This is a genomic window from Sphingopyxis sp. (assembly GCF_035998905.1).
In the GTDB taxonomy this organism is placed as follows: domain Bacteria; phylum Pseudomonadota; class Alphaproteobacteria; order Sphingomonadales; family Sphingomonadaceae; genus Sphingopyxis.
In genome coordinates this window covers 60090-81618 of record NZ_DASYHG010000007.1, presented here as the reverse complement: position 1 = coordinate 81618, position 21529 = coordinate 60090, and the positions used below count along the sequence as shown (strand labels likewise).

The window sequence follows — 21529 nt, the reverse complement described above, 5'->3', positions numbered from 1 at the left end:
GATCAGGCTCCGGCCGCCAGCTGGCGGGTGCGCGCGTCCTCGACCACGGCGACCGTGGCCGCAGGGATGTCGAAATCGCGCTTGTAGTTGAAGGTGTGGATGATCGCGCCGGCGATCGTCGCGGCGAAGCTCACGGCAACGAGCCACCATATGTGCCAGACGAGCGCGAAGCCCATGACGAGGCAGAAGCCCGACAGGATCATCCCCGCCCCGGTATTGCTGGGCATATGGATGTCGCGATAGCCGTCAACCGGACGCTGGTGCCCGCGCTTTTTCATGTCGTACCAGGCGTCGAGGTCGTGGATCACCGGCGTGAAGGCGAAGTTGTAATCCGGCGGCGGCGAGCTGGTCGCCCATTCGAGCGTGCGGCCGTCCCACGGATCGCCGCCGGTTTCGTCGCGCAGCTCCTTGCGGCGCCAGATGCTCACCGCGAACTGGACCAGCATCGCACCGATGCCCGCCGCCACGATCAGCGCGCCGATGCCCGCGATCACGAACCAGATTTGCAGGCTCGGGTCGTCGAACACGCGCATCCGGCGGGTCACGCCCATCAGGCCGAGGATATAGAGCGGCGTGAACGCGACCCAGAAACCGACAACCCAGCACCAGAAGCTGACCTTGCCCCAGAAGACGTCGAGCTTGTAGCCGAACGCCTTGGGCCACCAGTAATTGATCGCAGCGAACAGGCCGAACAATACGCCGCCGATGATCACATTATGGAAGTGCGCGATCAGGAACAGCGAGTTGTGCAGCACGAAGTCGGCGGGCGGCACCGCGAGCAGCACCCCGGTCATGCCCCCGATGACAAAGGTCAGCATGAAGGCGACCGTCCACATCATCGGCAATTCGAAACGGATGCGGCCGCGGTACATGGTGAACAGCCAGTTGAAGAGCTTCGCCCCTGTCGGGATCGAAATCACCATCGTCGTAATGCCGAAGAAGCTGTTGACGCTCGCCCCCGACCCCATGGTGAAGAAGTGGTGCAGCCAGACGAGATACGACAGGATCGTGATACAGATCGTCGCATAGACCATCGACGTATAGCCGAAGAGCCTTTTGCCCGAGAAGGTCGAGGTGACTTCGGAGAAGACGCCGAACAGCGGCAGCACGAGGATGTAAACCTCGGGATGACCCCAGATCCAGATCAGGTTCACATACATCATCGGCGATCCGCCGAGGTCGTTGGTGAAGAAGTTCGTACCGACATAACGGTCGAGCGTGAGCAGCACGAGCGTTGCGGTCAGGATCGGGAATGACGCGACGATCAGGATGTTCGCGCAAAGGCTCGTCCAGGTGAAGACGGGCATCTTCATCAGGCCCATGCCCGGCGCGCGCAGCTTCAGGATCGTGACGATCAGGTTGATGCCCGACAGCGTCGTTCCGACCCCGGCTATCTGGAGGCCCCAGATATAATAATCGACGCCGACATTGGGGCTGTAGGATATTCCCGACAGCGGCGGATAGGCCAGCCAGCCGGTCTGCGCATATTCGCCGACGAACAGCGAAATCATCGTCAGCACCGCGCCCGCGGTCGTCATCCAGAAACTGAAATTGTTGAGGAAGGGGAAGCTGACGTCGCGCGCGCCGATCTGCAACGGCACGACATAGTTCATCAACCCGGTGATGAACGGCATCGCGACGAAGAAGATCATGATCACGCCGTGCGCGGTGAACACCTGGTCATAATGGTGCGGGGTCAGATAGCCTTCGGACCCGCCGAACGCCATCGCCTGCTGGATGCGCATCATGATCGCGTCGGCAAAGCCGCGCAGGAACATGATCAGGCCGAGGATCATGTACATGATCCCGATGCGCTTGTGGTCGACGGTGGTGAACCATTCCTTCCACAGATAGCCCCAGAGGCGGAATTTGGTGATCAGCCCGAGCACGGCGATGCCGCCGAGGACGACACCGATGAAGGTGACGACGAGGATCGGCTCGTGCAGCGGCAGCGCCTCGAGCGACAGCTTGCCGAGGATCGGACCGGTTTCGGGAGCGGGATGCGGAATGGTCATGGGGATCTCGGCTCGGTTCAGGACATCGGGCGGGTGGCGGCGGGGGCGTTCAGCGCCGTGCGCTCAGGCTTCGCCGGGACCGGCAGCCCCTCGCCCTTCAGCTTTGCGGGGGCGACGGGCTTCGCGTCCGGACGGTCGTTCGACATCACCGGCGAGCTGCAATAAGCCGCGACATAGCGCATGCTCCACCGCGCCGCCTCCGCGGTGCCGCGCGCCGCGAACTTGTCATAGGTGACCTGCCGGACATTCTGGATGCCCGCGATCCCCGCGCCGCCCGCAGCGTCGACCGACATCATGTCGTGCATGCACATCTTGCCGGGCTCGACGCACATGTTGACGACCGCGTCGAACAGCTGCGGATCGCTCGCGGCGAAACGGCGAACGGGTTCCTTGTGCGTTGGCTTTTCCAGCTTCAGATAGGCGGCGCGGCTGAGGTCGCCTTCGGCCGAGGCTTTGGCGGTCGCGACCCATTTGTCGAACTCGCCGGCGGGCAGGCTCTTCACCGCGAAGCGCATATTCGAAAAGCCCCAGCCCGAATAATTGGCCGAAAAGCCTTCAAACTCGCCGGTCTTGTCGAAGACACCGTGCAGCTTGGTTTCCATGCCGGGCATCGCATAAATCTGCCCGGCGAGCGCGGGCACATAGAAGCTGTTCATCACCGACGACGACGAGATACGGAAACGGATTGGACGATCGACCGGCAGCGCCAGCTCGTTCACCGTCGCAACACCCTGTTCGGGATAGATGAACAGCCATTTCCAGTCGAGCGCAACGACCTGCACGTCGAGCGGCTTCACCTCGGCCGCAACGGGCTTGCCCGGCGCGGTGCGCGCGAGCGGGCGATAGGGATCGAGCAGGTGCGTCGCGACCCACGTCACCGCGCCAAGGCAGATGATGATCAACAGCGGCGCCGACCAGATCACGAGCTCAAGCTGCGTCGAATGATCCCAGTCGGGCTTGTACGTCGCCTCCTTGTTCGACGCGCGATATTTCCACGCGAAGAAGATCGTCAGCGCCATCACCGGCACGATGATCAGCAGCATCAGCACGGTCGACAGGACGATCAGGTCGCCCTGCTGGCGCGCAACGTCGCCGGCCGGATCGAGCACAATCAGCCCGCAGCCCGACAACAGAGGCAGCGCGGCGAGCAGCGGCAAGAGCCGCAATCGGGCGGAAAAACGAGGGAGATTGCTTGGCATGATGCGCGCCTAGGCCTCCTTTGTTGCACTGCACATAGGACATTTTGTCCAATCCCGCGACCGTTCATCATCGCGCAGGGGCATTTTCATTCCGGGCAATTTTGCCCTATGACCGACTCGTGCCGCCGCATCTTGTCTTGCGGAGGGCGCCAGCTCAAGGATTGTTGCCATGGCTGCCGATACCGTCCCCACCACCGAGGTCGAACGCGACGCGCGCGCCCTCCACGAAGACGGCGGCCACCGCATCGACCCCGCCGAAATCGCGATCGGCGTCATCATCGGCCGGACATCCGAATTCTTCGACTTCTTCGTCTATGCGATCGCATCGGTGCTCGTGTTCCCGAAGCTCGTTTTCCCGCACCTCGACCCGCTGACGGGCACGCTCTGGTCGTTCGCGATCTTCGCGCTCGCCTTCGTCGCGCGCCCCGTGGGGACGATCATCTTCACCGCGATCGACCGCGCCTATGGCCGCGGCGCCAAGCTCACCATCGCGCTCTTCCTCCTCGGCGGCTCGACCGCGGCGATCGCCTTCCTGCCCGGCTATCAGTCGATCGGCATCGGCGCCGCATTGCTCCTCGCGCTGTTCCGCATGGGACAGGGCGTCGCGCTCGGCGGTTCGTGGGACGGCCTCGCCTCGTTGCTCGCGCTCAACGCGCCCGAAAACAAGCGCGGCTGGTACGCGATGATCCCGCAGCTCGGCGCGCCGCTCGGCCTGATCGTCGCCAGCCTGCTCTTCATGTTCCTGATCTCGGCGCTGCCGGCGGAGGATTTCCTCGCGTGGGGCTGGCGCTATCCCTTCTTCGTCGCCTTCGCGATCAACGTCGTCGCGCTCTTCGCGCGGCTGCGCATCGTCGTCACCCCCGAATATGCCGAACTGTTCGAGAACCGCGCGCTCCAGCCCGCGCCGCTGCTCGAAACGGTGCGGTCGGAATGGAAGACGATCGTCATCGGCACCTTCGCGCCGCTCGCCAGCTTCGCGATGTTCCACATGGTCACCGTCTATCCGCTGTCGTGGGTATTCCTGTTCACCGACGAAACCCCGGTGCGCTTCCTGATGATCGAGGCGATCGCCGCCGTCGTCGGGATCGGGACGATCGTCGCGTCGGGCTATCTCGCCGACCGCATCGGGCGCCGCACCCTGCTCGCCGGCACCGCCGCGGCCATCGCGGTGTTCAGCGGCTTCGCGCCGCAGCTCCTCGACGCGGGCGAGATCGGCGAGGCGGCGTTCATGATTCTCGGCTTCGCATTGCTCGGCCTCTCGTTCGGCCAGTCGTCGGGCGCGCTCTCGTCGAACTTCCATCCGCGCCACCGCTACACGGGCTCGGCCTTCACCTCCGACCTTGCCTGGCTGTTCGGCGCCGGCTTCGCGCCGATGGTCGCGCTCTGGCTGTCGAGCCAGTTCGGGCTGATCGCCGCGGGCGCCTATCTGCTCTCGGGCGCGATCGGCACGCTCGTCGCGCTGTGGCTCAACCGCGAACTCGCCAGCACGATCGGCTGACCCCGCCCCGATGCAATTCAGGGCGAAGATCGAACGGAGGGGGATCAATCCCTTTGTGATGGTCAGCGCTGCGCGGGCACGGCGGATCAAGCCCGACTGGAAAAAGCCCCTGCCCGTGCTGGTGCAGGTGAACGGACAGCCGGAGCCCGCGTGGCGGGTCAACATGATGCCGGCGGGCGACGGACGCTTTTATCTCTATCTCGACGGGGTCGTCCGCAAGGCATCGGGCACCGATGTCGGCGACACCGTCGACGTCTCGGTCCTTTTCGATCCCGACTACCGCAGCGGTCCGCAGGACGACATACCTCCGGAATTCGCGGCACGGCTCGATGAAGACGCCGGGGCCAGGGACCGCTGGGACAGCCTCCAGCCCAGCCTCCGCAAAGAAATCCTGCGCTACCTCGCCAATCTGAAATCGGATGCGGCGAGAGAGCGCAACATCGACCGCGCCATCGCCGTCCTCGGCGGCGCAAAGGCGCGTTTTCTCGCGCGCGACTGGAACTGAGAGCGGACGCCCCTCTCGGTGTAAACGAGATGCTCGGTCATGCGACCGGGCCACCTCAGCGAGCGCCTTCCCCCAGCATATAGTCCGCCACGCTATAGGAGTGGCTGGCCTGATAGGCGTTCCTGCCGCGGTTCATGTGCGTCAGGTTGAATCGCCGGATGATGCGCACAGCAGGATCGGCCGCGAGGAAATCCCCGATGGACGCCATGCCGCGTATCTTGACGATCGAGAGGTCGGGTCCTTCCGGAGAGGACCAGCTCACATCCCCGGGCTCGCGGACGCACTGCTCCAGCAGCGCCGCGTCGACCGCCTCGGGCACGAGCACGCCGCCGGGTGTCAGGTCCGAAAGATGCACGATGAACCGCGCGCGCAGGTCATCGCCGTCGGCGTAAAGGGTGAACAGCTCCATCCAGCTTGCGTTGACGCGAACGAGCGGCTTGTCCGACGTCGATGGCAGGCAGGAAACCGACCAGTAGGCGCGCTCCGTCGCGCGGGGGATGGGAATGCACGACCGGCCATATAGCTCGAGTATCTCGAACAGCCCGGACGCCTGCGGCCGGCGAAGCAGTTTCTGGAAGCGAGGCGCGTATTTCATCCGCTGCTCGATCGAATCGTGCCGCTCCTCGACGTCGGCGGGTTCCGCCCGCCCCTCCAGCCACGCGGCCTGCTGTTCGATATCGAGGAACTGGCGCAGCCCCTTGAGGCTCTGGCTAGATTTGCTCATGCGCCGAGAATGCGGGACGCGCGGCCAATCATCAAGAGCCACGAAAGATTGTAAGCCTGTGCTTTCAGGGGTTTGCAGCGCCCTTGAGGGCGGTGGTGGCAGGGCTTGTATCGAACCAACGCCCTAAATATTGAAATAATTATATTAATTTCCAAATTCTGTTTATCTCCCCCCACACTTCTCCCCACATTTTTGATGATCTAACGGTTGTTCGATTAACCGAGGCCGCCATAAATCGGGTTCAAAATGACGCCTTTTTTCCGCTGGAGGACCGAACTCTCAGACCCGTGCGTGGCAAAAGCGAATTACCGTTTCAGGCGACGGGATATGGCGCCAGGGTACTGCGATTTTGATCGACGGATACAGCCCGACCAATCGGGGGAAAAGCCCGTTGCGAGCAATTCGTCCGCTCGCAGACCTTGCACCCCGCCCCGATCGGAACCGCCGACGAGGGATCGGCAAGATCAAGGCCGCGCGAGAAAATGAGCCGGCTCGCATGGCGAATGTCGCAGCCGAGACCGACCGCGAAGGTCTTCCCGGGTTCGCCATAGCCGGCATTGGCCGTCCCGACCGTGCGCGCAATCCACATATACGTTCGGCCGTCGGGCATCTGCGCAATCTGCGTCAGCACCTTCCCCGGCTGCGCGAACGCCTCATAGACATTCCAGAGCGGGCATGAGCCGCCGACGCGAGAGCGGCATGACCGAATATCCAGCCGAGGTTTTGATCAGGACGATAATCGTCATCATCGTGCGGGCGAGATTCCAGCCGAGCGATTGGGCGGTTGAAAGCGGCATATCGAGGCTCCTGTCGGGGAAGCGGGACCATCCCGCTCGACAGTCGCCCCGCCGGACGGGGGCCGGCCGCAATCACCGCGTGCGAAGCAGCGGCCGCACGCGAAGCGTAGCTGACCCCAAGCGGATTGATTGAAGGAGGCCGGGCCTCGGCCAAGGGACAGCGGCTATCCGAGAGCGGGGGTATCGCTTTCCGCCAGGAGGCGCCACCCGCCTTCACCTAGGGAAGCAGAAATCCCTCCCCCGCGATGCCCCTGTCAGCTCTCGGTCCAGGGGTCGAACAGCTCGATACCGCAATGTTCGAAATCCCGGCTGTTTCGCGTCGCCAGAATAGCTCCCCGCGAACGGGCGATCGCGGCGATCTGGGCGTCAAACTGGCTTATCGGGCGCCCCATGCCACGGCGTGCCGCTGCGATTTCGGCAAATGCCGTCGCTGCGTCGCCGTCGAATGCCAGGAGGCGACCGGAAAAATCCTCGGAGAACATCAAGAGTGCGGCGGCTGCCAGTTCGTCGCGCCGCCGACCTTTGTCAAGAATTGCGATACCGTAGAGAATTTCCGCCTGGGTGACCGTCGTCACGAAGAGCGACGAAGCAGCTTGCCGCCCGATCCAGTCGAGAACCCGCGGCTCAGGCGCGGCCCGCAAGACTTCGGATAATATATTGGTGTCGAGGAGGATCATGAGAGATCGATGGGCTCGCGCGTGTCCTCGCGTGGCGCAATGTCGAGTTCGATGCCGCCGAGCGGCGCGAAGCGCGCGCGAATGGCCGCCGCGAGATTGCCCATCGGCGCATCGTCGGTAGAAAGCGCCGAGCGGAGGATGTCGCGCACCTCTTCTTCCATCGAACGGCCATGCGCTGCCGCCTGCAGCCGCAGCCGGCGCTTCAGCGCGTCGTCGATGCCCCTGATCGTCATGCTGCCCATGTCGCGTCTCCTTGAGCGTAGATATTAGTCATTGACTGCAAAACAATCAATGACTGCAAAGAAAAGTGCGGCCCCGCTCGAAGGCGGAGCCGCAATGCTGTCAGTTGCCGGGGGCGTTCCAGATCAGCACCTTCTTCGAGGGATCGTCGCCCGGCGCGTTCGCGACATTGCAGAAGATCTCGCCGAGTTCGGGGGCCGACAGCGACACCGAGATATATTCGGCGCCGGTCGAGCGCGCGGTTTTCGTCCAGCCGCCGCCGAGTTCGAAGCCGTTCCGGCGGCTGACGACGCCGAAGTCGGGCTCGCTTTCCTTCATCTTGCGGCCGTTCGGAACGATCGCGATCGGCACGGTGACCATCAAGGTCGCGAGCGTGCCCTCGTAGCTTCCGTCGTCCTTGAGGGTCAGATTTCCAATGGTGGTACCCATGTTCAGTCTCCTTTGATGCTCGGGGACCATCCCCGATGGCGCCAGAAGGAGGGGCCGTGAGCCGCCGTCACCGAGCGCATGCGAGGGCGAACCCCCGCAGGGGGTTGACGGCATTAGGCGAGCCGAGCCCCGCAATCAGGCAGCCAATGCGGGAAAGGTCCCATGCAACGGGAGACAATGGGCCTCAGCGGAATCATGACTCCGGACGCGAAAGCCAGGCTCGCGGCCGTCGCGATTGCCCCGCTCCGCGCTCCGTTGCCGCATCCCGGCGCAAGGGCCCGAACCTTCAGTATGCCCCGCCGCCGGCTCGTACCTCCCTCCGGCCGGCGGCGCCCCCGGCACCCTCGCTTTCCGGTCTTTCATCCACAGCGATGACACCGCTTCGCCGCAGCGCGCCTTGACGAACAGCGGGCAATGAGAACAAAGAAGGAACACAAAACCAGCTTACCGAGTTATCCGCACCTATGCGCCAGTCCGTCGTTCTTGAAGATATTCGCGCCAAAATTGCGCAAATCGAAGGCGTTGGCGCGCGTCATGACGTCATCCCGTTCGGGATCGATGATCTCGACTCGCGAATCCCGGCGCGCGGAATCGCGACGGGCGCGCTCCACGAGCTCGCCGGCAGCCCCGAACTGGCCGACGATGCGAGCGCCACGATCTTCCTCGCCGGCATCCTCGCGCGGAGCGACGGCCCGGTTTTCTGGTGCCTGCGCTGGCGCGATCTCTTCGCCCCCGCGCTTCATCTAGCCGGACTGCATCCCGACCGGCTCATTCATGTCGAAGCGGGCAGCGACACCAACGTCCTCCTCGCGATGGAGGAGTGCCTCCGCCATCCGGGGCTCGCCGGGGTCGTCGGCGAGGTCAAGAAGTACAGCACCACCGCGTCGAAGCGGCTGCAGCTCGCCGCCGAAGCCTCGGGCGTCCCCGCCTTCATCTTCCGCCGGGCCTGCAAGGCCGGCGAGCCTGCCGAAGGCAGCGCCGCTTTGACCCGCTGGCGCATCACCGCGAGTCCGACCGAGGATCTCGGCATCCCCGCGATCGGACGCGCGCGCTGGCGCGTCGCGCTCGAGCGCGCGCGCGGGGGCAATCCCTACAACTGGATCGTGGAGGGCTGCGATGCGACGGGTCGTATCGCTCTTCCTGCCGCACTGGTCGACCGACCGGCTGCGCAGGAAGATGCGCAAGCCGCAGCCTGACGGCAGCGCCCCGCCCCGCCCGCTCGTTACCGCGATTCCCGACCATGGCCGGCGTATCGTCGCGGCGACGTGCCGCGAGGCGCAAATGCTTGGCATCCAGACAGGCATGACGATCACGAAAGCGCGGGCTTTCGCGCCCGAGCTGGATGTCGTCGACGCCGAGCCCGAGGCTGATCTCGACGGGTTGCGTCGCCTCGCCCTCTGGGCAGGTGCACGCTATTCGCCGGTTGTCGCGCCTGATCCGCCCGACGGGCTCTGGCTCGACATCACGGGCTGCGCGGCCATCTTCAGCAGCGAGCGAGCCTTGCTCAAGGATCTTCACCGCCGCGTCGCGGCCTTTGGTCTCAGCCTGCAAATTGCGGTCGCGGACACGGCCGGCTGCGCGCATGCGGCCGCCCGCCATGTCCCCGCCGGGCGGCCTGTCACGGTTGAACCCGGAGCGCACCGTAAGGCGATCGCGCTCCTACCCGTCTCAGCGCTCCGCCTGCCGTCCGCCGATGTCGAAGGCCTTCGCAAATTGGGCTTCGAGCGGATCGAGCAGCTGATCGGGAGCCCACGCGGTCCGCTCGCGAAACGGTTCGGGCGCGAACTGCATCGCCGGCTCGACCAGGCACTCGGCACGCTGCCGGAGCCGATCGAACCGCTCTTCCCCGAAGAGCTGCCGCAGGCGAGGCGCGGCTTCATGGAGCCGCTCGCGACGGCGGACGCCTTGGCGCAGGTGATCGGCGACCTTGCGCACGATATCGCGGGCCAGCTCAACCGCGCGGGAACGGTCGCGCGGCGCCTCGACTGCTATTTCCACCGCGTCGACGGGCAGACGCAGGCCATCCGTATCGGAACCGCCTCGCCCTCGCGCGATCCCCGGCATCTTGCGAAGCTGCTCGCCGCGCGGATCGAGAGCATCGATCCCGGTCTCGGGATCGAGGCGATGACCCTCGTCGCCGCGCTCGCCGAGCGGCAGCCAGGGAGCCAGGCCGACGCGCTCGAAAATATCGGACGGCGCGGACCCGATCTTCCCGCGCTGGTCGACACGCTCGCCAATCGCTTCGGGCAGCGCGCGCTCCAGCGCGCGGCGCCGCGACCGAGCGCGATGCCCGAGCGCTCGGTTGCTGCCCTCCCCGCGCTCGCGCCCGAGACAGGCGAGAGCTGGAGCGACTGGCCGCGGCCGTCGCGCATGCTAGCGCGGCCCGAACCAGTCGATGTCGTCGCCTTGCTCCCCGACGATGCGCCGCGCCTCTTCATCTGGCGCCGTAAACGCTACCGGGTCACCCAAGGCGATGGACCCGAGCGGCTCCAAGGCGAATGGTGGCGCGAGGGCGGGATCGAAGGCGAAACCCACCTCACCGTCCGCGACTATTATCAGGTCGAGACCAAGACGGGCGGCCGTTACTGGCTCTTCCGCCTCGGCGACGGGGTCAATCCCGCAACCGGTTCGATGCGCTGGTTTATTCACGGAGCATTCGCTTGAGAATGCGACCGGTATTGAACCGCATTCGCTTGAGAATGCGACCGGTAGCGAACCGCATTCGCTTGAGACTGCCACCGGTGTTTAACTGCATTTGCGTGATGCGGCCATCAAGCAGCGTTGCTTTCGCATGACCGATGACGGGGCGGCCTATATCGAGCTGCAGGTCACGACGCATTTCAGCTTCCTGCGCGGGGCCTCGTCGCCCGAGGAGCTCTTCACCGCCGCTGCCATGCTCGGACTGCCCGCGCTCGGCGTCGCCGACCGGCACAGCGTCGCCGGGATCGTGCGCGCGTGGGACGCCGAGAAGGTTACCGGCGTTCGCGCGTTGACCGGCACGCGCCTCAATCTTGCCGATGGCACGGCACTTCTCGTCTATCCAACCGACAAGATGGCCTATGGGCGGATGTGCCGGCTGCTCAGCGTCGGAAAGACGCGCGCCGGCAAGGGCGCCTGCCATCTCGACTGGCCCGATCTCGAGGACTGGAACGAGGGTCTGCTTGCGATCCTGCTTCCCGACCGCGCCGATGGCGCAGCCGAGGCGGCGATCGCCCGCGCCAGTCGCATCTTCGGCGATCGCCTCTATCTCGCACTCACGATCCGGCGCCGCCCCGGCGACGCGATCAGGCTGCGCGATCTCGCAGCCTTGGCCGCCAAAGCGAAAGTGCCGACGCTCGCAACGGGCGACGTCCTCTATCACATGCCCGACCGGCGCCTGCTGCAGGATGTCGTCACCTGCATCCGGGAGAAATGCACGATCGACGAGCTTGGTGATCGCCGCGAGCGCTTCGCCGACCGCCACATCAAGACGGCGGCCGAGATGGAGCGCCTGTTCCGCCGCTACCTCAAGGACAGCTCGCCGGTCGCCCGCACGGTCGATTTCGCGGCGCGCTGCACCTTCAGTCTCGAAGAACTGCGCTACCAATATCCCGACGAGATCCAGGTTCCTGGACGCACCCCGCAGGAGGAGCTTGAGCGGCTGACATGGGAGAAGGCTCCCGTCCGCTACCCCGAAGGCGTCAGCACCGAGGTCCGCACGCAGCTCGAGCATGAGCTGCGATTGATCGGAGAACTCGATTACGCTCCCTATTTCCTGACGGTTCACTCGATCGTCGCCGAAGCCCGCCGCCGCGAGATCCTCTGCCAGGGCCGCGGCAGCGCGGCGAACAGCGCGGTCTGTTACGTCCTTGGTATCACTTCGATCGATCCGGTGCGGTCCGAACTCCTGTTCGAACGTTTCGTCAGCGCCGAGCGCCGGGAGCCGCCCGATATCGATGTCGACTTCGAGCATGAGCGGCGCGAGGAAATCATCCAGTGGATCTACGAGACCTATGGCCGGACCCGCAGCGCGCTGACCGCAGTCGTCACGCGTTATCGTTCGCGCGGCGCCGTCCGCGAAGTCGGCAAGGCGCTCGGGCTTAGCGAAGACATCACCGCGGGGCTCGCCGGCGCGGTCTGGGGTTACAGCCGCGAGGGCGTCGAGGAAAAGCATGCCGAAGCGCTGAACCTCGACCTCGGGGACAAGCGCCTCGCGCTGACGCTCGAGCTCGCACGCACGCTCATCAACACGCCCCGCCACCTTTCGCAGCACCCCGGCGGCTTCGTGCTGACGCGCGACCGGCTAGACGAACTCGTGCCAATCGAGCCCGCCGCGATGGAAGACCGGCAGGTCATCGAATGGGACAAGGACGACATCGACGCCCTCGGTTTCATGAAGGTCGACATCCTTGCTTTGGGGATGCTGAGCTGCATGCGCCGTGCCTTCGAATTCCTGCAGGATCACAAGGGACTGAAGCACGATCTTTCCACCATTCCCGCGGAAGATCCCGCGACCTATGCGATGATCCGCAAAGCCGACACGCTGGGCGTTTTCCAGATCGAGAGCCGCGCCCAGATGGCGTCGATCCCGCTCATGGCGCCGCGCACCTTCTACGATCTCGTCATTCAGGTCGCGATCGTCCGGCCGGGCCCGATCCAGGGCGACATGGTCCATCCCTATCGCCGCCGCCGAAACGGACAGGAGGAGGTCACGTATCCGACGCCCGAGCTACGGCGCGTGCTCGAGAAGACGCTGGGGGTCCCGCTCTTCCAGGAGCAGGCGATGCGCGTCGCGATCGAATGCGCCGGCTTCACGGCGAGCGAGGCCGATCTCCTCCGCCGCGCGATGGCGACCTTCAAGCTCACCGGCGGGGTCAGCCATTTCCGCGACAAGCTGATCGATGGCATGGTCGGCCGCGGCTACGACCGCGAGTTTGCCGAAAAGACCTTCAAGCAGATCGAGGGTTTCGGCTCCTACGGCTTTCCCGAAAGCCACGCCGCGAGCTTCGCGCTCATCGCCTATGCCTCGTCGTGGATGAAATGCCATCATCCCGACGCATTCTGCGCCGCGCTGCTCAACGCCCAGCCGATGGGTTTTTACGCGCCCGCGCAGATCGTCCGCTATGCCCGCAATCATGGCGTCGAGATCAGGCCCATCGATGTCAATCACAGCCGCTGGGACTGCACGCTCGAAGAGACTGCCGACGGCAAATATCATGCGGTACGCCTGGGTCTGCGCATGGTCCGCGGTCTCGCCAATGAGGATGGCGCCGCGGTCGCCACGGCCCGTGCCGGCGAGCCCTATAGCAGCGCCGAGGAAATCCAGCGCCGCGCCGGGGTCGGGCGCGGCGCGCTCGACCGGATCGGCGACGCGGACGGCTTCGCCTCGCTCGGAAGCTCGCGCCGGGAAGGGCTATGGGAAGTGAAGGGCCTCGGACCTGCCGCCCTTCCCCTCTTTCAGGCTGCCGACGAACGCGCCGGACGTCTCCAGCGCGAAGCGCTGGAACCCGAAACGCTGCTCGCGCCGATGGGCGAAGGCGCCGAGGTCGTCGAGGACTATAGAGCCTCAGGTCTTTCACTGAGGGCCCATCCCCTCGCCTTCCTGCGCGACGAGCTTCGCTCGCGAAAGATCATCACGTGCCGGGAGCTTCACGGCATCAAGGACGGCCGCTGGGTCAACCTCGCCGGGGTCGTTCTCGTCCGCCAGAAGCCGGGCTCGGCAAAGGGCGTCATGTTCATCACCCTCGAAGACGAGACCGAGGTCGCGAACCTCGTCGTGTGGACCAATGTCTTCGAGAAATATCGCCGCGTCGTCCTCGGCGCCGCGATGATGAGTGTGCGCGGTCAGGTTCAGCGCGAGGGCGAGGTCATCCATATCGTCGCGCAAAGGCTCGACGACCTCTCCCCGCTGCTCGCGAGCGTCGGGCAACGCAAGGATATCGCCGATATCTACAGGGTCGGCCGCGCCGACGTCGTCAAGAGTCCCGTTGGCCCCGACCCGCGCGATCCGGAGACGAAGCCGCTCGGCCGCAATCCGCGCGACATCTATATCCCCGACCTCCGCCTCGGGTCCGGTATCATTCCCGGCCAACCCACCGAGGGCATCAAGATCAAGCCACGGGATTTCCGTTAGCTTTCAAACGGCAGGCGGCGGAACTCGACATGGTTTCAGGGGTCTAGATCATGAGGGGCCAGCGCATGCCCCGCCAAGGTCGGCCAGGCACGCAACCAAATGGAGTGATGCCGATGAACCGCCTGATGATCCTTCCCCTCGCAGCCGCAACCGCCATGGTAAGTGCCTGCGCCTCCACGGGCAGCAGCTACGCCTATGACGACGGCGGCTATGGCTATTATGATCGTGCCTATTACGACCAATATGGCCGCTACGACTATGACCGCCCCGATCCGCGCTACAGCGGCTATTATGCGGAGAATTACTATCGCAACGACCGGAGGTATCGCGAACGCCGCCTCAACGACAACGACCGGATCTATCGCGGCCGCGACAATAAATATTACTGCCGCCGTAACGACGGGTCGACCGGACTGATCGTCGGCGGGATCGCCGGCGGCGTACTCGGCAACGTCATCGCCGACGGCAGGTCGGAAACGCTGGGCACCGTGATCGGTGCCATCGGCGGCGCAGCCGTCGGGCGCGAAATCGATCGCAGCAATGTGCGCTGCCGATAGTCGCAAAATAATCGACGGCGGTTGGAACGATCTGGCGGTCAGCGCGTATCTACTTTGCAAGCTCGGGTCTCAGGACCCGACTTCAGGAAAGCCCCGCAGCCTTGTGCAGCGGGGCTTTACCTTTTTGGGCGTCGAATGTGCCCCACTTCCAACTTTGTTAACGCTCGGGGTCTAGGCTGAAGCGTGCGGGATTTCAGGAGGTTCGGCCGTCCGCAGGCGGAACCGGTCCTCCCGGTGGGCGGTAATTCTCGGCAAGGAGCTGAGCGATGTCGACCCCGGTCAAATATTCCCCCGATGCGATCGAGATCGAGCTGATCCGCAGTCTTTACGATGGCCTGCTGCCATCGCTCGTGATGTCGCTCGGATTCTTCCTCTGCGGGGCGCTGATTATCGAGCAATCCGGCGATATGCTGATCGCTGGCCCCTATGCGATCGGCGTCCTTGCCTCGATCGCCCGGCTCCTGATTGCATGGCGCGATGCGCCGAGCGCGGATCGTGCCGGCATCACGCTCGGCGAGGCCCGCCGGCTCGAGCGCCGCTACGCGGCGAGCTACCTCATATTTGCAACCATGCTCGGACTCTTCGCAGCGCGGAGCCTCGCCCTGCCCGATCCAGCCATCGACAAGCTCGCGATCTGTCTCGTGATCGGCTATGCAGCAGGGGTCGCGGCGGGGACGAGCCTCCGCCCACGCATCGCCATCGCCTCGCTCCTTCTCGCTGTCATACCGCCGGTCGTCACGATGCTCGTCGCCGGAAAGCCGCTCCACATCGCGACCGGACTGATGACCGCCGCTTTTCTCGCGGGCGGTATCTTCAGCTTGCGAAAACGGCACGCTCGCGCCCTCGACGACATCGGTCGCCGGCTCACCTTCGCTTCGCTCGCGCGAAGCGACGGGCTCACGGACCTGCCGAACCGGCTGGCGCTTCGCGAGTGGTTCGACCGTAATGTGCGCACCGCAAAGCTCCATCCTATCGCGCTTCATTGTCTCGATCTCAACGGCTTCAAACCGGTGAACGACAGCTTCGGCCATCCTGTCGGCGACGAGTTGCTCACCGCTGTCGCGCGAAGAATTTCGGGAACCTTGCGCGAGGGCGACATTGCCGCGCGTCTCGGCGGCGACGAGTTCGTGATCGTCCAGCTTCAGATCGGCAATCAAGACGAGGCCTATATGCTAGCGGAACGTGTCGCAGCCTCGATCGCGCGACCCTTTGCCATCGGGAGCCACGATATCCGCGTTTCGACCTCGATAGGCTATATCGTCTGCGACGACATATCGCGCGACCTTGAGCAACTGATCAGCCTCGCCGACGAGGCACTCTATACCGCAAAGCGGAGTGGCCGGAGTATCTGCCGATATCAGGATGCTGCCGATGTGCAGGCCGCGGCCTGAAAACCTCGCAGGAGCAGCAACATTCGCTCGCGCCGCGCGTTGGTGGTGCGAGGGGGATCGAGGATGACTGATGCCCCGTATTCTTATGCTGTTGACCTCCGTTTTAGCTATCGGCGCCGCCACCCTCTCGCTCCAGTCCTGCGGCAGCGAACGGGTCGAGGCCGCGCCGCCAGAAGGAGCCACGAGCGCGCTCGTCACGCTGCCCGATGGCTCGACCATGGCGGCGGCGTCAGGATCGCTAACGCGCGAAATGGCGGATTGGCTTGCATCGCGCGATGGCCAAAGCAGGACATTTGACTTTCATGGTTTCGACGAGGACAGAGCGAAATTGACAAGCGTCGGTCTTGGGCGGGCCGCAGACCTCGCCACCGTCCTGCGCGCGGCTCCTGCCACCACGATAGAAATAGCTGGGGACGAAGCTCAGATCCGGCTCCTGACCCATTTGCTCGAGGATCGGGGCATCGCACCCGAGCGAATGAAAATTGTTCCGGCCGCCGGGATCGGAACCGCGATGCTAACCATCCATCGCGGTTCGAGGTCTCCGCTAATGACGGCAAAATCCTGAAACGCTTCCAGGCGAAGCAACGCCGCCTTTAGCGGGCCAAGTCCTCTAACCAGAGGGCATAGGGCGTGTTGACTGCCATGCGCCGATTGAAGTCCGGAGCTCCATCATCCCACCACACCGGTCCGCGCTCGCCAAGCGCGCGCTTGGATCGATCTACCGCCGAGCGAGCCCGTCGCAGAGCCACGCCGTTCCTAGCCGCGAGCGCGGCTTTTACATCCCGTCGGGCAGCCATCAATTCGGAAACCAGCCGCTCGCGCCTGACAGGGTCCAGCGCGGGGTCCGACATGCGCCAAAGGCGGCCGCGAACAACGAAGTAGCGGCCATCGGGCGTTACATCCAGCGTGTCGGACCGCTCGTCAGACATGATCGGTATCGGGTGAGAATTTAGTCGTGTGCCGGCGACCGAGGGGGTCTTGATCGCCGGCACCCGTGAGGATGGCAAAGCGCGAAACTTCAGCCATCCCGGAAACTCAGGGCAATGTGCGGCGTCCGCGCCCGAATACAAAGGCGACGATGAAGAGGACGACGCCGATCACGAGCAAGATCTTGGCGAAGTCGGCCGAAAGACCGGCGATGCCGCCAAAGCCGAGGAGCGCCGCGACGAGCGCGACGACGGCAAAGATGATAGCCCATCTGAACATGATAATTCTCCCGTCTGGACGCAGTCCGCCACTCGCCCGACCGCGCTTGCGGAGGACGGTGAAAGCTGCGCCAATTCATCCGTGGTGGATGAGCGGGTAACGCTGACTCGCCGCGAAAGTTCCGCGGCAGGCGAGCATCCGCGCTCCCAGAATAACCTGTGTTAATCTGAAAATTTTCTCGGGAACGCTTGCCGCCATCGGCGCGTCATTCGGGGTTGAGAGCCACTCCGCTGAACGAGCGAAGACGTATTGAAGGCAAGGTACCGACAGAATCGCGGCACAGACGGGCGCAGATCATCTGCGCCTTCTGGGCCGGGCCGCAGCTCCCGCGCGGCCCGGCTTCGCGAGCCCGACACAGGAGACGATGATGGCGGGCGACAAGAAGCTGACGGGCGCTCCCGACCGCAACCGGATCAGCCTTTCCGAAGACTATGAGATCCGCGATTGGACCGAGAGCCTCGGCGTGGGCGAGGATGAACTTCGCGAGGCCGTCGATGCTGTCGGAAACAGCGCGGACGCCGTGCGCGCCTATCTGAACCACGGCCGATGACCTGGGACGCTGCCGCAACGGCTCCTGTCGAGCGGATAGCCAGGGTCCTTGCCGGACATGAGCTCAGCCGGAACGGCGAAGGCGAACTGCGGTCGGCGGCCGATGCCGTCGACATGCTCTGGCCGGAGTATACCGCCGCGGCGCTCGCTATCCTCAAGACGATGCGGGAGCCGAGCGGACGCATGCTGGCAGTCGGGGATGCCGGGGTGTGGGAAAGAATGATCACCGCGGCGATCGAGGACGAGACGATCTCCGAGAGCTGATCGTTCAGCCACGCGACACGAGGCCGGTGGTAATGCCGCCGATATGCCTCTCACCACCGATCTCCCTTGGGAGCAACTCGCGATCTATGCGGCTGGCGCCGCGCTCGTCTTGATCCTGCTGTTCAAGATCCCCTATGTCGGCCGCGTGCTGCGCGGCCTCTTCTCCTTCGCGCTTCTCGCCTTCGCGATCTTCCTCATTCTTCAGCACGCCCCCTTCGATCCGAACCTCGGCCGCCTCACCGCGGCGATCGGTCTCGATCGACAGCAGGTCATCGGCAGCGAGGTGCGCATTCCCATGGCGCGCGACGGACATTTCTGGGTCGATGCCGAAATCAACGGCGTCAAACGAAAGATGCTCGTCGACAGCGGCGCCACCGTGACGGCGCTATCGCAGGAGACCGCCCGCGCAGCCGGGGTCGAGGCCGATGCAACGCTGCTGCCGCTCCTGATGCAGACCGCGAACGGGACGGTGCGGGCCGAGGCCGGAACGGTCGATGCGCTCGCGGTCGGCGCCATCGAGGCACAGCGGCTGAAGGTCGTGATCTCACCCGCGCTCGGCAATACGGACGTGCTCGGCATGAATTTCCTGTCCCAGCTCGCCGCCTGGCGCGTGGAGGGCCGCACGCTCTTCCTTGTTCCTCAACCCGCCGACGTCGACCCCTGATCGACACGGCACAGATTCGCCTTTGTTCCATTTTTGTTCTATGATCCACGACCGACTCGCAACGAAAGACCGGCCATGGGCGACGTAATCCAGTTCGACAGATCCGAAGGTGACGACCGCATCCGCGGCCATGCTGCCGCCAATGATTTTTTCGCACCCGGCGGTTTTCTCGCGGCGATCAACGCGGTCCATATCACCGGCGCGCATCTCGCGCGCGCGATCGAGACGATCCGGCATCTTGTGGTGAAGAGCCCGAGCGACGTTGCGGAGCATGGCCGTCTGCTTGAGCGTTTCGCGCGCGAGCACGGACTTGGTGATCATGGCGGCGCCGCGCTCCATGCGCGCGCAATCGCCCTCGATCGCTGGGCGCAGGAATTCGACCCGTTCGGCGAAAGCGACATCAGCGGCTTTTATGCCGCCGGCGGCAGCGCCCCGCTCGTCGAAACCGAGATCGGTCTCGGATTCGAGCCGGCGAGCTTTGCGGAACAAGTCCAAAAATGGACGAAGATTTTCGCCTGAAGCCGAGAGATGAGCCGCCTCTACACCCTTGCCGCCACGGCTTCGGACGTCGCCGATTATTTCGGCGCCGGCGGCTTTACCGATATTGCCGTTCCCTCGGAGACGATCGAGGCCCTCCCCGGCCTCGTCGTCCACGAAACGAACGGCCGGCGGCACCTTCGCCAGATGCTCTGGGGCTTCCCGCGCCTCACCCGCGAGATGCGGCTGCGCGGCGATCCGCCGGGCCGCATCGGCCTCGTCGCCGATCTCACCAACCCGATGTGGGAAGGTCTCGTCGTCGAGCCCAGATATCGCTGCCTCATTCCGCTGACGCACTTCGCGAACCCCAACGACTCTCCCGGCGAGAAAACCCGCAGCTGGTTCTCGGCCGAAGGCCAGCCGATCATGGCCTGGGCCGGCTTCGCCAAGAACACCCCCGAAATGGGTCCCGTTTACGCCGGCATGACGATGGACGCGAACGAACTCGTCCATCCCACGAACGACCGCATGCCCGTGCTCCTCATGCCCCATGAATATGAGCGCTGGCTCCACGGCTCGATCAAGGATGTCATCGGCTTCCAGTTTCGCCCACCCCCGCCCGCGGAAAACTTCGTTGTCGAACATACCGACGATCTCTGGCGCAGCGGGAAATTGCCCCCGAGCGCGCGGCCCCAGCAAGCGCTGCTCTAGCAGAGCGCCATTGCCGCCGCGCCCTTCCTTCCCGGCCCGATGCTGATAGACTGACGTCCATGTGCAATCTCTACACCGAGCGCAAAAGCGCGGCCGAGGTTGCGGCGCATTTCGGCGTCGACCTCCCCGTACCGGCGTTCAACAGCGCCGAGGATGTGTATCCCGGCTATTCGGGCATGGTCGTCCGCGAAGAGCAGGGAAAGCGCGTCCTGCGCTCGATGACCTGGGGTTTTCCGCGCCACTCCAAAAGCAAGAAGACAGGTCTGCCCAACAAGCCGATCCCGACGAACAACGCACGCGACGATCAGCTCTTCAATCCTTATGGCATGTGGAGCGAATGGTTCGCCCGGCCGGCGCATCGCTGCCTGATCCCCTTCACCGCCTTTGCCGAGGCCGTCGGTGAAAAAGGCGCAATGTCGAAGACCTGGATCAGCGTCAGCGATCAGCCGCTCGCAGCCTGGGCGGGACTCTGGCGCCCCACCGACGAATGGGGCGACGCCTATACCGGCGTCATGGTGGACGCGACCGAGGAACTGCTCGATATCCACGACCGCATGCCGGTGATCCTCCGTCCCGAGGATCATGAGACCTGGCTGCACGCGCCCGCCGAGAAAGCGTTCGAACTCGTGCGCAAATATCCTGGCGACCGCCTTATCGCCCAGCATAGCCGCGACCCATGGAGCAACCGCAGCAAGACCTTGCCTCAACCGCCCGTGATGCCGACCCTGCTCTGATGTTCACCGAGGAGCGCCATCTCTGGGCCTGCGCGCTCGCGGTCGAGAAGCAGCATGGAGCGGGCGCGCCGCGCTTCGTCGCAGCGCGCATCGGCGCGCTCGCACTCGTGGGCGATAGTGCGGGCGTCGAGCGCTGGAAAGCGATCGCGGCGAAACTCGACGCACTTGCAAGGGCATGAAACACGGCCCTGTCAGCAAAAGTGCCGCGGCGCAGCCCGATCTGTTCGGCCGCGCACTGCTTCCCGATCTCGAAGCGGCCGAAGCCTTCATCACGGAAGCCGAGGAAGCGGCGCTCATAGCTCATATCGCACATGCAGGGCTCGAGGCATTCAAATTCCAGCAATGGGAGGGCAAACGCCTCACCCGCTCGTTCGGATGGAGCTATGATTTTCAAACGGGTGTTTTCGCGCGCGCGGCGCCGATCCCCGACTGGCTCTTGCCCATGGCTGCTCGCGCCGAGCGTTTTGCAGGACTTCCGCCGGCCGCCCTCGCGCAGGCGTTGCTGATTTCATACGGCCCCGGGGCCGGCATCGGCTGGCACAAGGACCGGCCGGTCTTCGAACATGTCGTCGGTATTTCGCTGGGAGCAGAGGCGACGATGCGTTTCCGGCGCCGCAGGCACGACAAGTTTGACCGCTTCTCATTGCCGCTCGCGCCGCGCTCGATCTATCGTCTCGCTGGCGAAGCGCGGCACGATTGGGAGCATAGCATCGCGCCGATCGAGGAGGCGCGCTGGTCGATCACCTTCCGCAGCCTCGCGAGATGATCGCGATAGCGGAG

At 64.6% G+C, this 21529-nt stretch carries 25 protein-coding genes; 16 read left to right on the top strand and 9 right to left on the bottom strand.

Translation table 11 applies throughout. The features are described 5' to 3' along the window. Positions 1-2: 2 nt before the first annotated feature. Both cyoB and cyoA read right to left on the bottom strand, forming a co-directional pair. Positions 3-2015: a cytochrome o ubiquinol oxidase subunit I gene (cyoB, locus tag VGN62_RS01955; RefSeq protein ID WP_327450638.1), complete on the bottom strand. Its 2013-nt coding sequence runs from the start codon at positions 2013-2015 to the stop codon at positions 3-5. Between the two features lie 17 nt (positions 2016-2032). After that, positions 2033-3214 carry a ubiquinol oxidase subunit II gene (cyoA, locus tag VGN62_RS01950; protein WP_327450636.1) on the bottom strand — a complete coding sequence of 394 codons (1182 nt, stop codon included), beginning with the start codon at positions 3212-3214 and terminating at the stop codon, positions 2033-2035. A 169-nt stretch (positions 3215-3383) separates the two neighbouring features. On the opposite strand from cyoA, the gene VGN62_RS01945 reads away from it, so the two are divergent. Together VGN62_RS01945 and VGN62_RS01940 are read left to right on the top strand one after the other, a co-directional pair. Further along, a complete protein-coding gene (locus VGN62_RS01945) occupies positions 3384-4712 on the top strand; it encodes an MFS transporter (protein WP_327450635.1) in 1329 nt (442 codons plus the stop codon). Positions 4713-4722: 10 nt separating this feature from the next. After that, the gene (locus VGN62_RS01940) at positions 4723-5217 is read left to right on the top strand and encodes a YdeI/OmpD-associated family protein (protein ID WP_327450634.1); all 495 of its coding nucleotides are present in this window, start codon (positions 4723-4725) and stop codon (positions 5215-5217) included. Positions 5218-5272: 55 nt separating this feature from the next. On the opposite strand, the gene VGN62_RS01935 is transcribed toward VGN62_RS01940, so the two are convergent. The 6 genes from VGN62_RS01935 to VGN62_RS01910 all read right to left on the bottom strand — a co-directional run bounded on the left by VGN62_RS01935 (position 5273) and on the right by VGN62_RS01910 (position 8084). After that, the gene (locus tag VGN62_RS01935; RefSeq protein ID WP_327450632.1) at positions 5273-5941 is read right to left on the bottom strand and encodes a hypothetical protein; all 669 of its coding nucleotides are present in this window, start codon (positions 5939-5941) and stop codon (positions 5273-5275) included. A 313-nt stretch (positions 5942-6254) separates the two neighbouring features. Further along, positions 6255-6650: a short-chain fatty acyl-CoA regulator family protein gene (locus VGN62_RS01930; protein ID WP_327450762.1), complete on the bottom strand. Its 396-nt coding sequence runs from the start codon at positions 6648-6650 to the stop codon at positions 6255-6257. Then, the gene (locus VGN62_RS01925; protein WP_327450630.1) at positions 6595-6738 is read right to left on the bottom strand and encodes a hypothetical protein; all 144 of its coding nucleotides are present in this window, start codon (positions 6736-6738) and stop codon (positions 6595-6597) included. The genes VGN62_RS01930 and VGN62_RS01925 overlap by 56 nt, the downstream gene beginning before the upstream one ends. A 254-nt stretch (positions 6739-6992) precedes the next feature. Further along, a complete protein-coding gene (locus VGN62_RS01920; protein WP_327450628.1) occupies positions 6993-7415 on the bottom strand; it encodes a type II toxin-antitoxin system VapC family toxin in 423 nt (140 codons plus the stop codon). After that, positions 7412-7657 (bottom strand): FitA-like ribbon-helix-helix domain-containing protein, encoded by a 246-nt coding sequence (locus VGN62_RS01915; RefSeq protein ID WP_054727818.1) that lies wholly within the window; start codon positions 7655-7657, stop codon positions 7412-7414. Before VGN62_RS01915 ends, VGN62_RS01920 begins: the two co-directional genes overlap by 4 nt. Positions 7658-7757: 100 nt before the next feature. Then, complete coding sequence (locus VGN62_RS01910; protein ID WP_327450625.1) at positions 7758-8084, bottom strand: DUF736 domain-containing protein; 327 nt, start codon at positions 8082-8084, stop codon at positions 7758-7760. A gap of 464 nt (positions 8085-8548) precedes the next feature. Between VGN62_RS01910 and VGN62_RS01905 the strand changes: the two genes are divergently transcribed. From VGN62_RS01905 to VGN62_RS01880, 6 genes are all read left to right on the top strand, one after another. Next, positions 8549-9280 (top strand): ImuA family protein, encoded by a 732-nt coding sequence (locus tag VGN62_RS01905; RefSeq protein ID WP_054727824.1) that lies wholly within the window; start codon positions 8549-8551, stop codon positions 9278-9280. After that, positions 9201-10748 carry a DNA polymerase Y family protein gene (locus VGN62_RS01900; protein WP_327450622.1) on the top strand — a complete coding sequence of 516 codons (1548 nt, stop codon included), beginning with the start codon at positions 9201-9203 and terminating at the stop codon, positions 10746-10748. Before VGN62_RS01905 ends, VGN62_RS01900 begins: the two co-directional genes overlap by 80 nt. A 127-nt stretch (positions 10749-10875) precedes the next feature. Beyond that, positions 10876-14196, top strand: a complete 3321-nt coding sequence (locus VGN62_RS01895) for an error-prone DNA polymerase (RefSeq protein WP_327450620.1) — start codon at positions 10876-10878, stop codon at positions 14194-14196. A 113-nt stretch (positions 14197-14309) separates the two neighbouring features. Continuing rightward, positions 14310-14753, top strand: coding sequence for a glycine zipper 2TM domain-containing protein (locus VGN62_RS01890; protein WP_062183763.1), 444 nt, complete (start codon positions 14310-14312; stop codon positions 14751-14753). Between the two features lie 266 nt (positions 14754-15019). Beyond that, the gene (locus tag VGN62_RS01885; protein WP_327450611.1) at positions 15020-16144 is read left to right on the top strand and encodes a GGDEF domain-containing protein; all 1125 of its coding nucleotides are present in this window, start codon (positions 15020-15022) and stop codon (positions 16142-16144) included. Between the two features lie 70 nt (positions 16145-16214). Further along, positions 16215-16709, top strand: coding sequence for a hypothetical protein (locus tag VGN62_RS01880; protein WP_327450609.1), 495 nt, complete (start codon positions 16215-16217; stop codon positions 16707-16709). 470 nt (positions 16710-17179) lie between these two features. Here VGN62_RS01880 and VGN62_RS01875 read toward each other — a convergent pair whose 3' ends face one another. Next, positions 17180-17350 (bottom strand): DUF1328 domain-containing protein, encoded by a 171-nt coding sequence (locus tag VGN62_RS01875; protein WP_077029184.1) that lies wholly within the window; start codon positions 17348-17350, stop codon positions 17180-17182. Positions 17351-17717: 367 nt separating this feature from the next. Here VGN62_RS01875 and VGN62_RS01870 point away from each other — a divergent pair, with 367 nt between their 5' ends. The 8 genes from VGN62_RS01870 to VGN62_RS01835 all read left to right on the top strand — a co-directional run bounded on the left by VGN62_RS01870 (position 17718) and on the right by VGN62_RS01835 (position 21515). Beyond that, complete coding sequence (locus VGN62_RS01870) at positions 17718-17900, top strand: DUF3606 domain-containing protein (protein ID WP_327450606.1); 183 nt, start codon at positions 17718-17720, stop codon at positions 17898-17900. Continuing rightward, entirely contained in the window at positions 17897-18163 is a 267-nt protein-coding gene (locus VGN62_RS01865) for a hypothetical protein (protein WP_327450604.1), read from the top strand. Before VGN62_RS01870 ends, VGN62_RS01865 begins: the two co-directional genes overlap by 4 nt. Before the next feature lie 43 nt (positions 18164-18206). Continuing rightward, on the top strand, positions 18207-18827 hold the full coding sequence (locus VGN62_RS01860) for a retropepsin-like aspartic protease family protein (protein WP_327450602.1): 621 nt from the start codon (positions 18207-18209) through the stop codon (positions 18825-18827). A gap of 75 nt (positions 18828-18902) precedes the next feature. After that, positions 18903-19346 (top strand): hypothetical protein, encoded by a 444-nt coding sequence (locus tag VGN62_RS01855; protein WP_327450600.1) that lies wholly within the window; start codon positions 18903-18905, stop codon positions 19344-19346. 9 nt (positions 19347-19355) lie between these two features. Continuing rightward, positions 19356-20015: an SOS response-associated peptidase family protein gene (locus tag VGN62_RS01850; RefSeq protein ID WP_327450598.1), complete on the top strand. Its 660-nt coding sequence runs from the start codon at positions 19356-19358 to the stop codon at positions 20013-20015. A gap of 59 nt (positions 20016-20074) precedes the next feature. Further along, the gene (locus tag VGN62_RS01845; protein WP_327450596.1) at positions 20075-20749 is read left to right on the top strand and encodes an SOS response-associated peptidase; all 675 of its coding nucleotides are present in this window, start codon (positions 20075-20077) and stop codon (positions 20747-20749) included. Further along, on the top strand, positions 20749-20928 hold the full coding sequence (locus tag VGN62_RS01840; RefSeq protein WP_327450594.1) for a DUF6961 family protein: 180 nt from the start codon (positions 20749-20751) through the stop codon (positions 20926-20928). The genes VGN62_RS01845 and VGN62_RS01840 overlap by 1 nt, the downstream gene beginning before the upstream one ends. Further along, positions 20925-21515, top strand: coding sequence for an alpha-ketoglutarate-dependent dioxygenase AlkB (locus VGN62_RS01835; protein ID WP_327450593.1), 591 nt, complete (start codon positions 20925-20927; stop codon positions 21513-21515). Before VGN62_RS01840 ends, VGN62_RS01835 begins: the two co-directional genes overlap by 4 nt. Positions 21516-21529 lie beyond the last annotated feature (14 nt).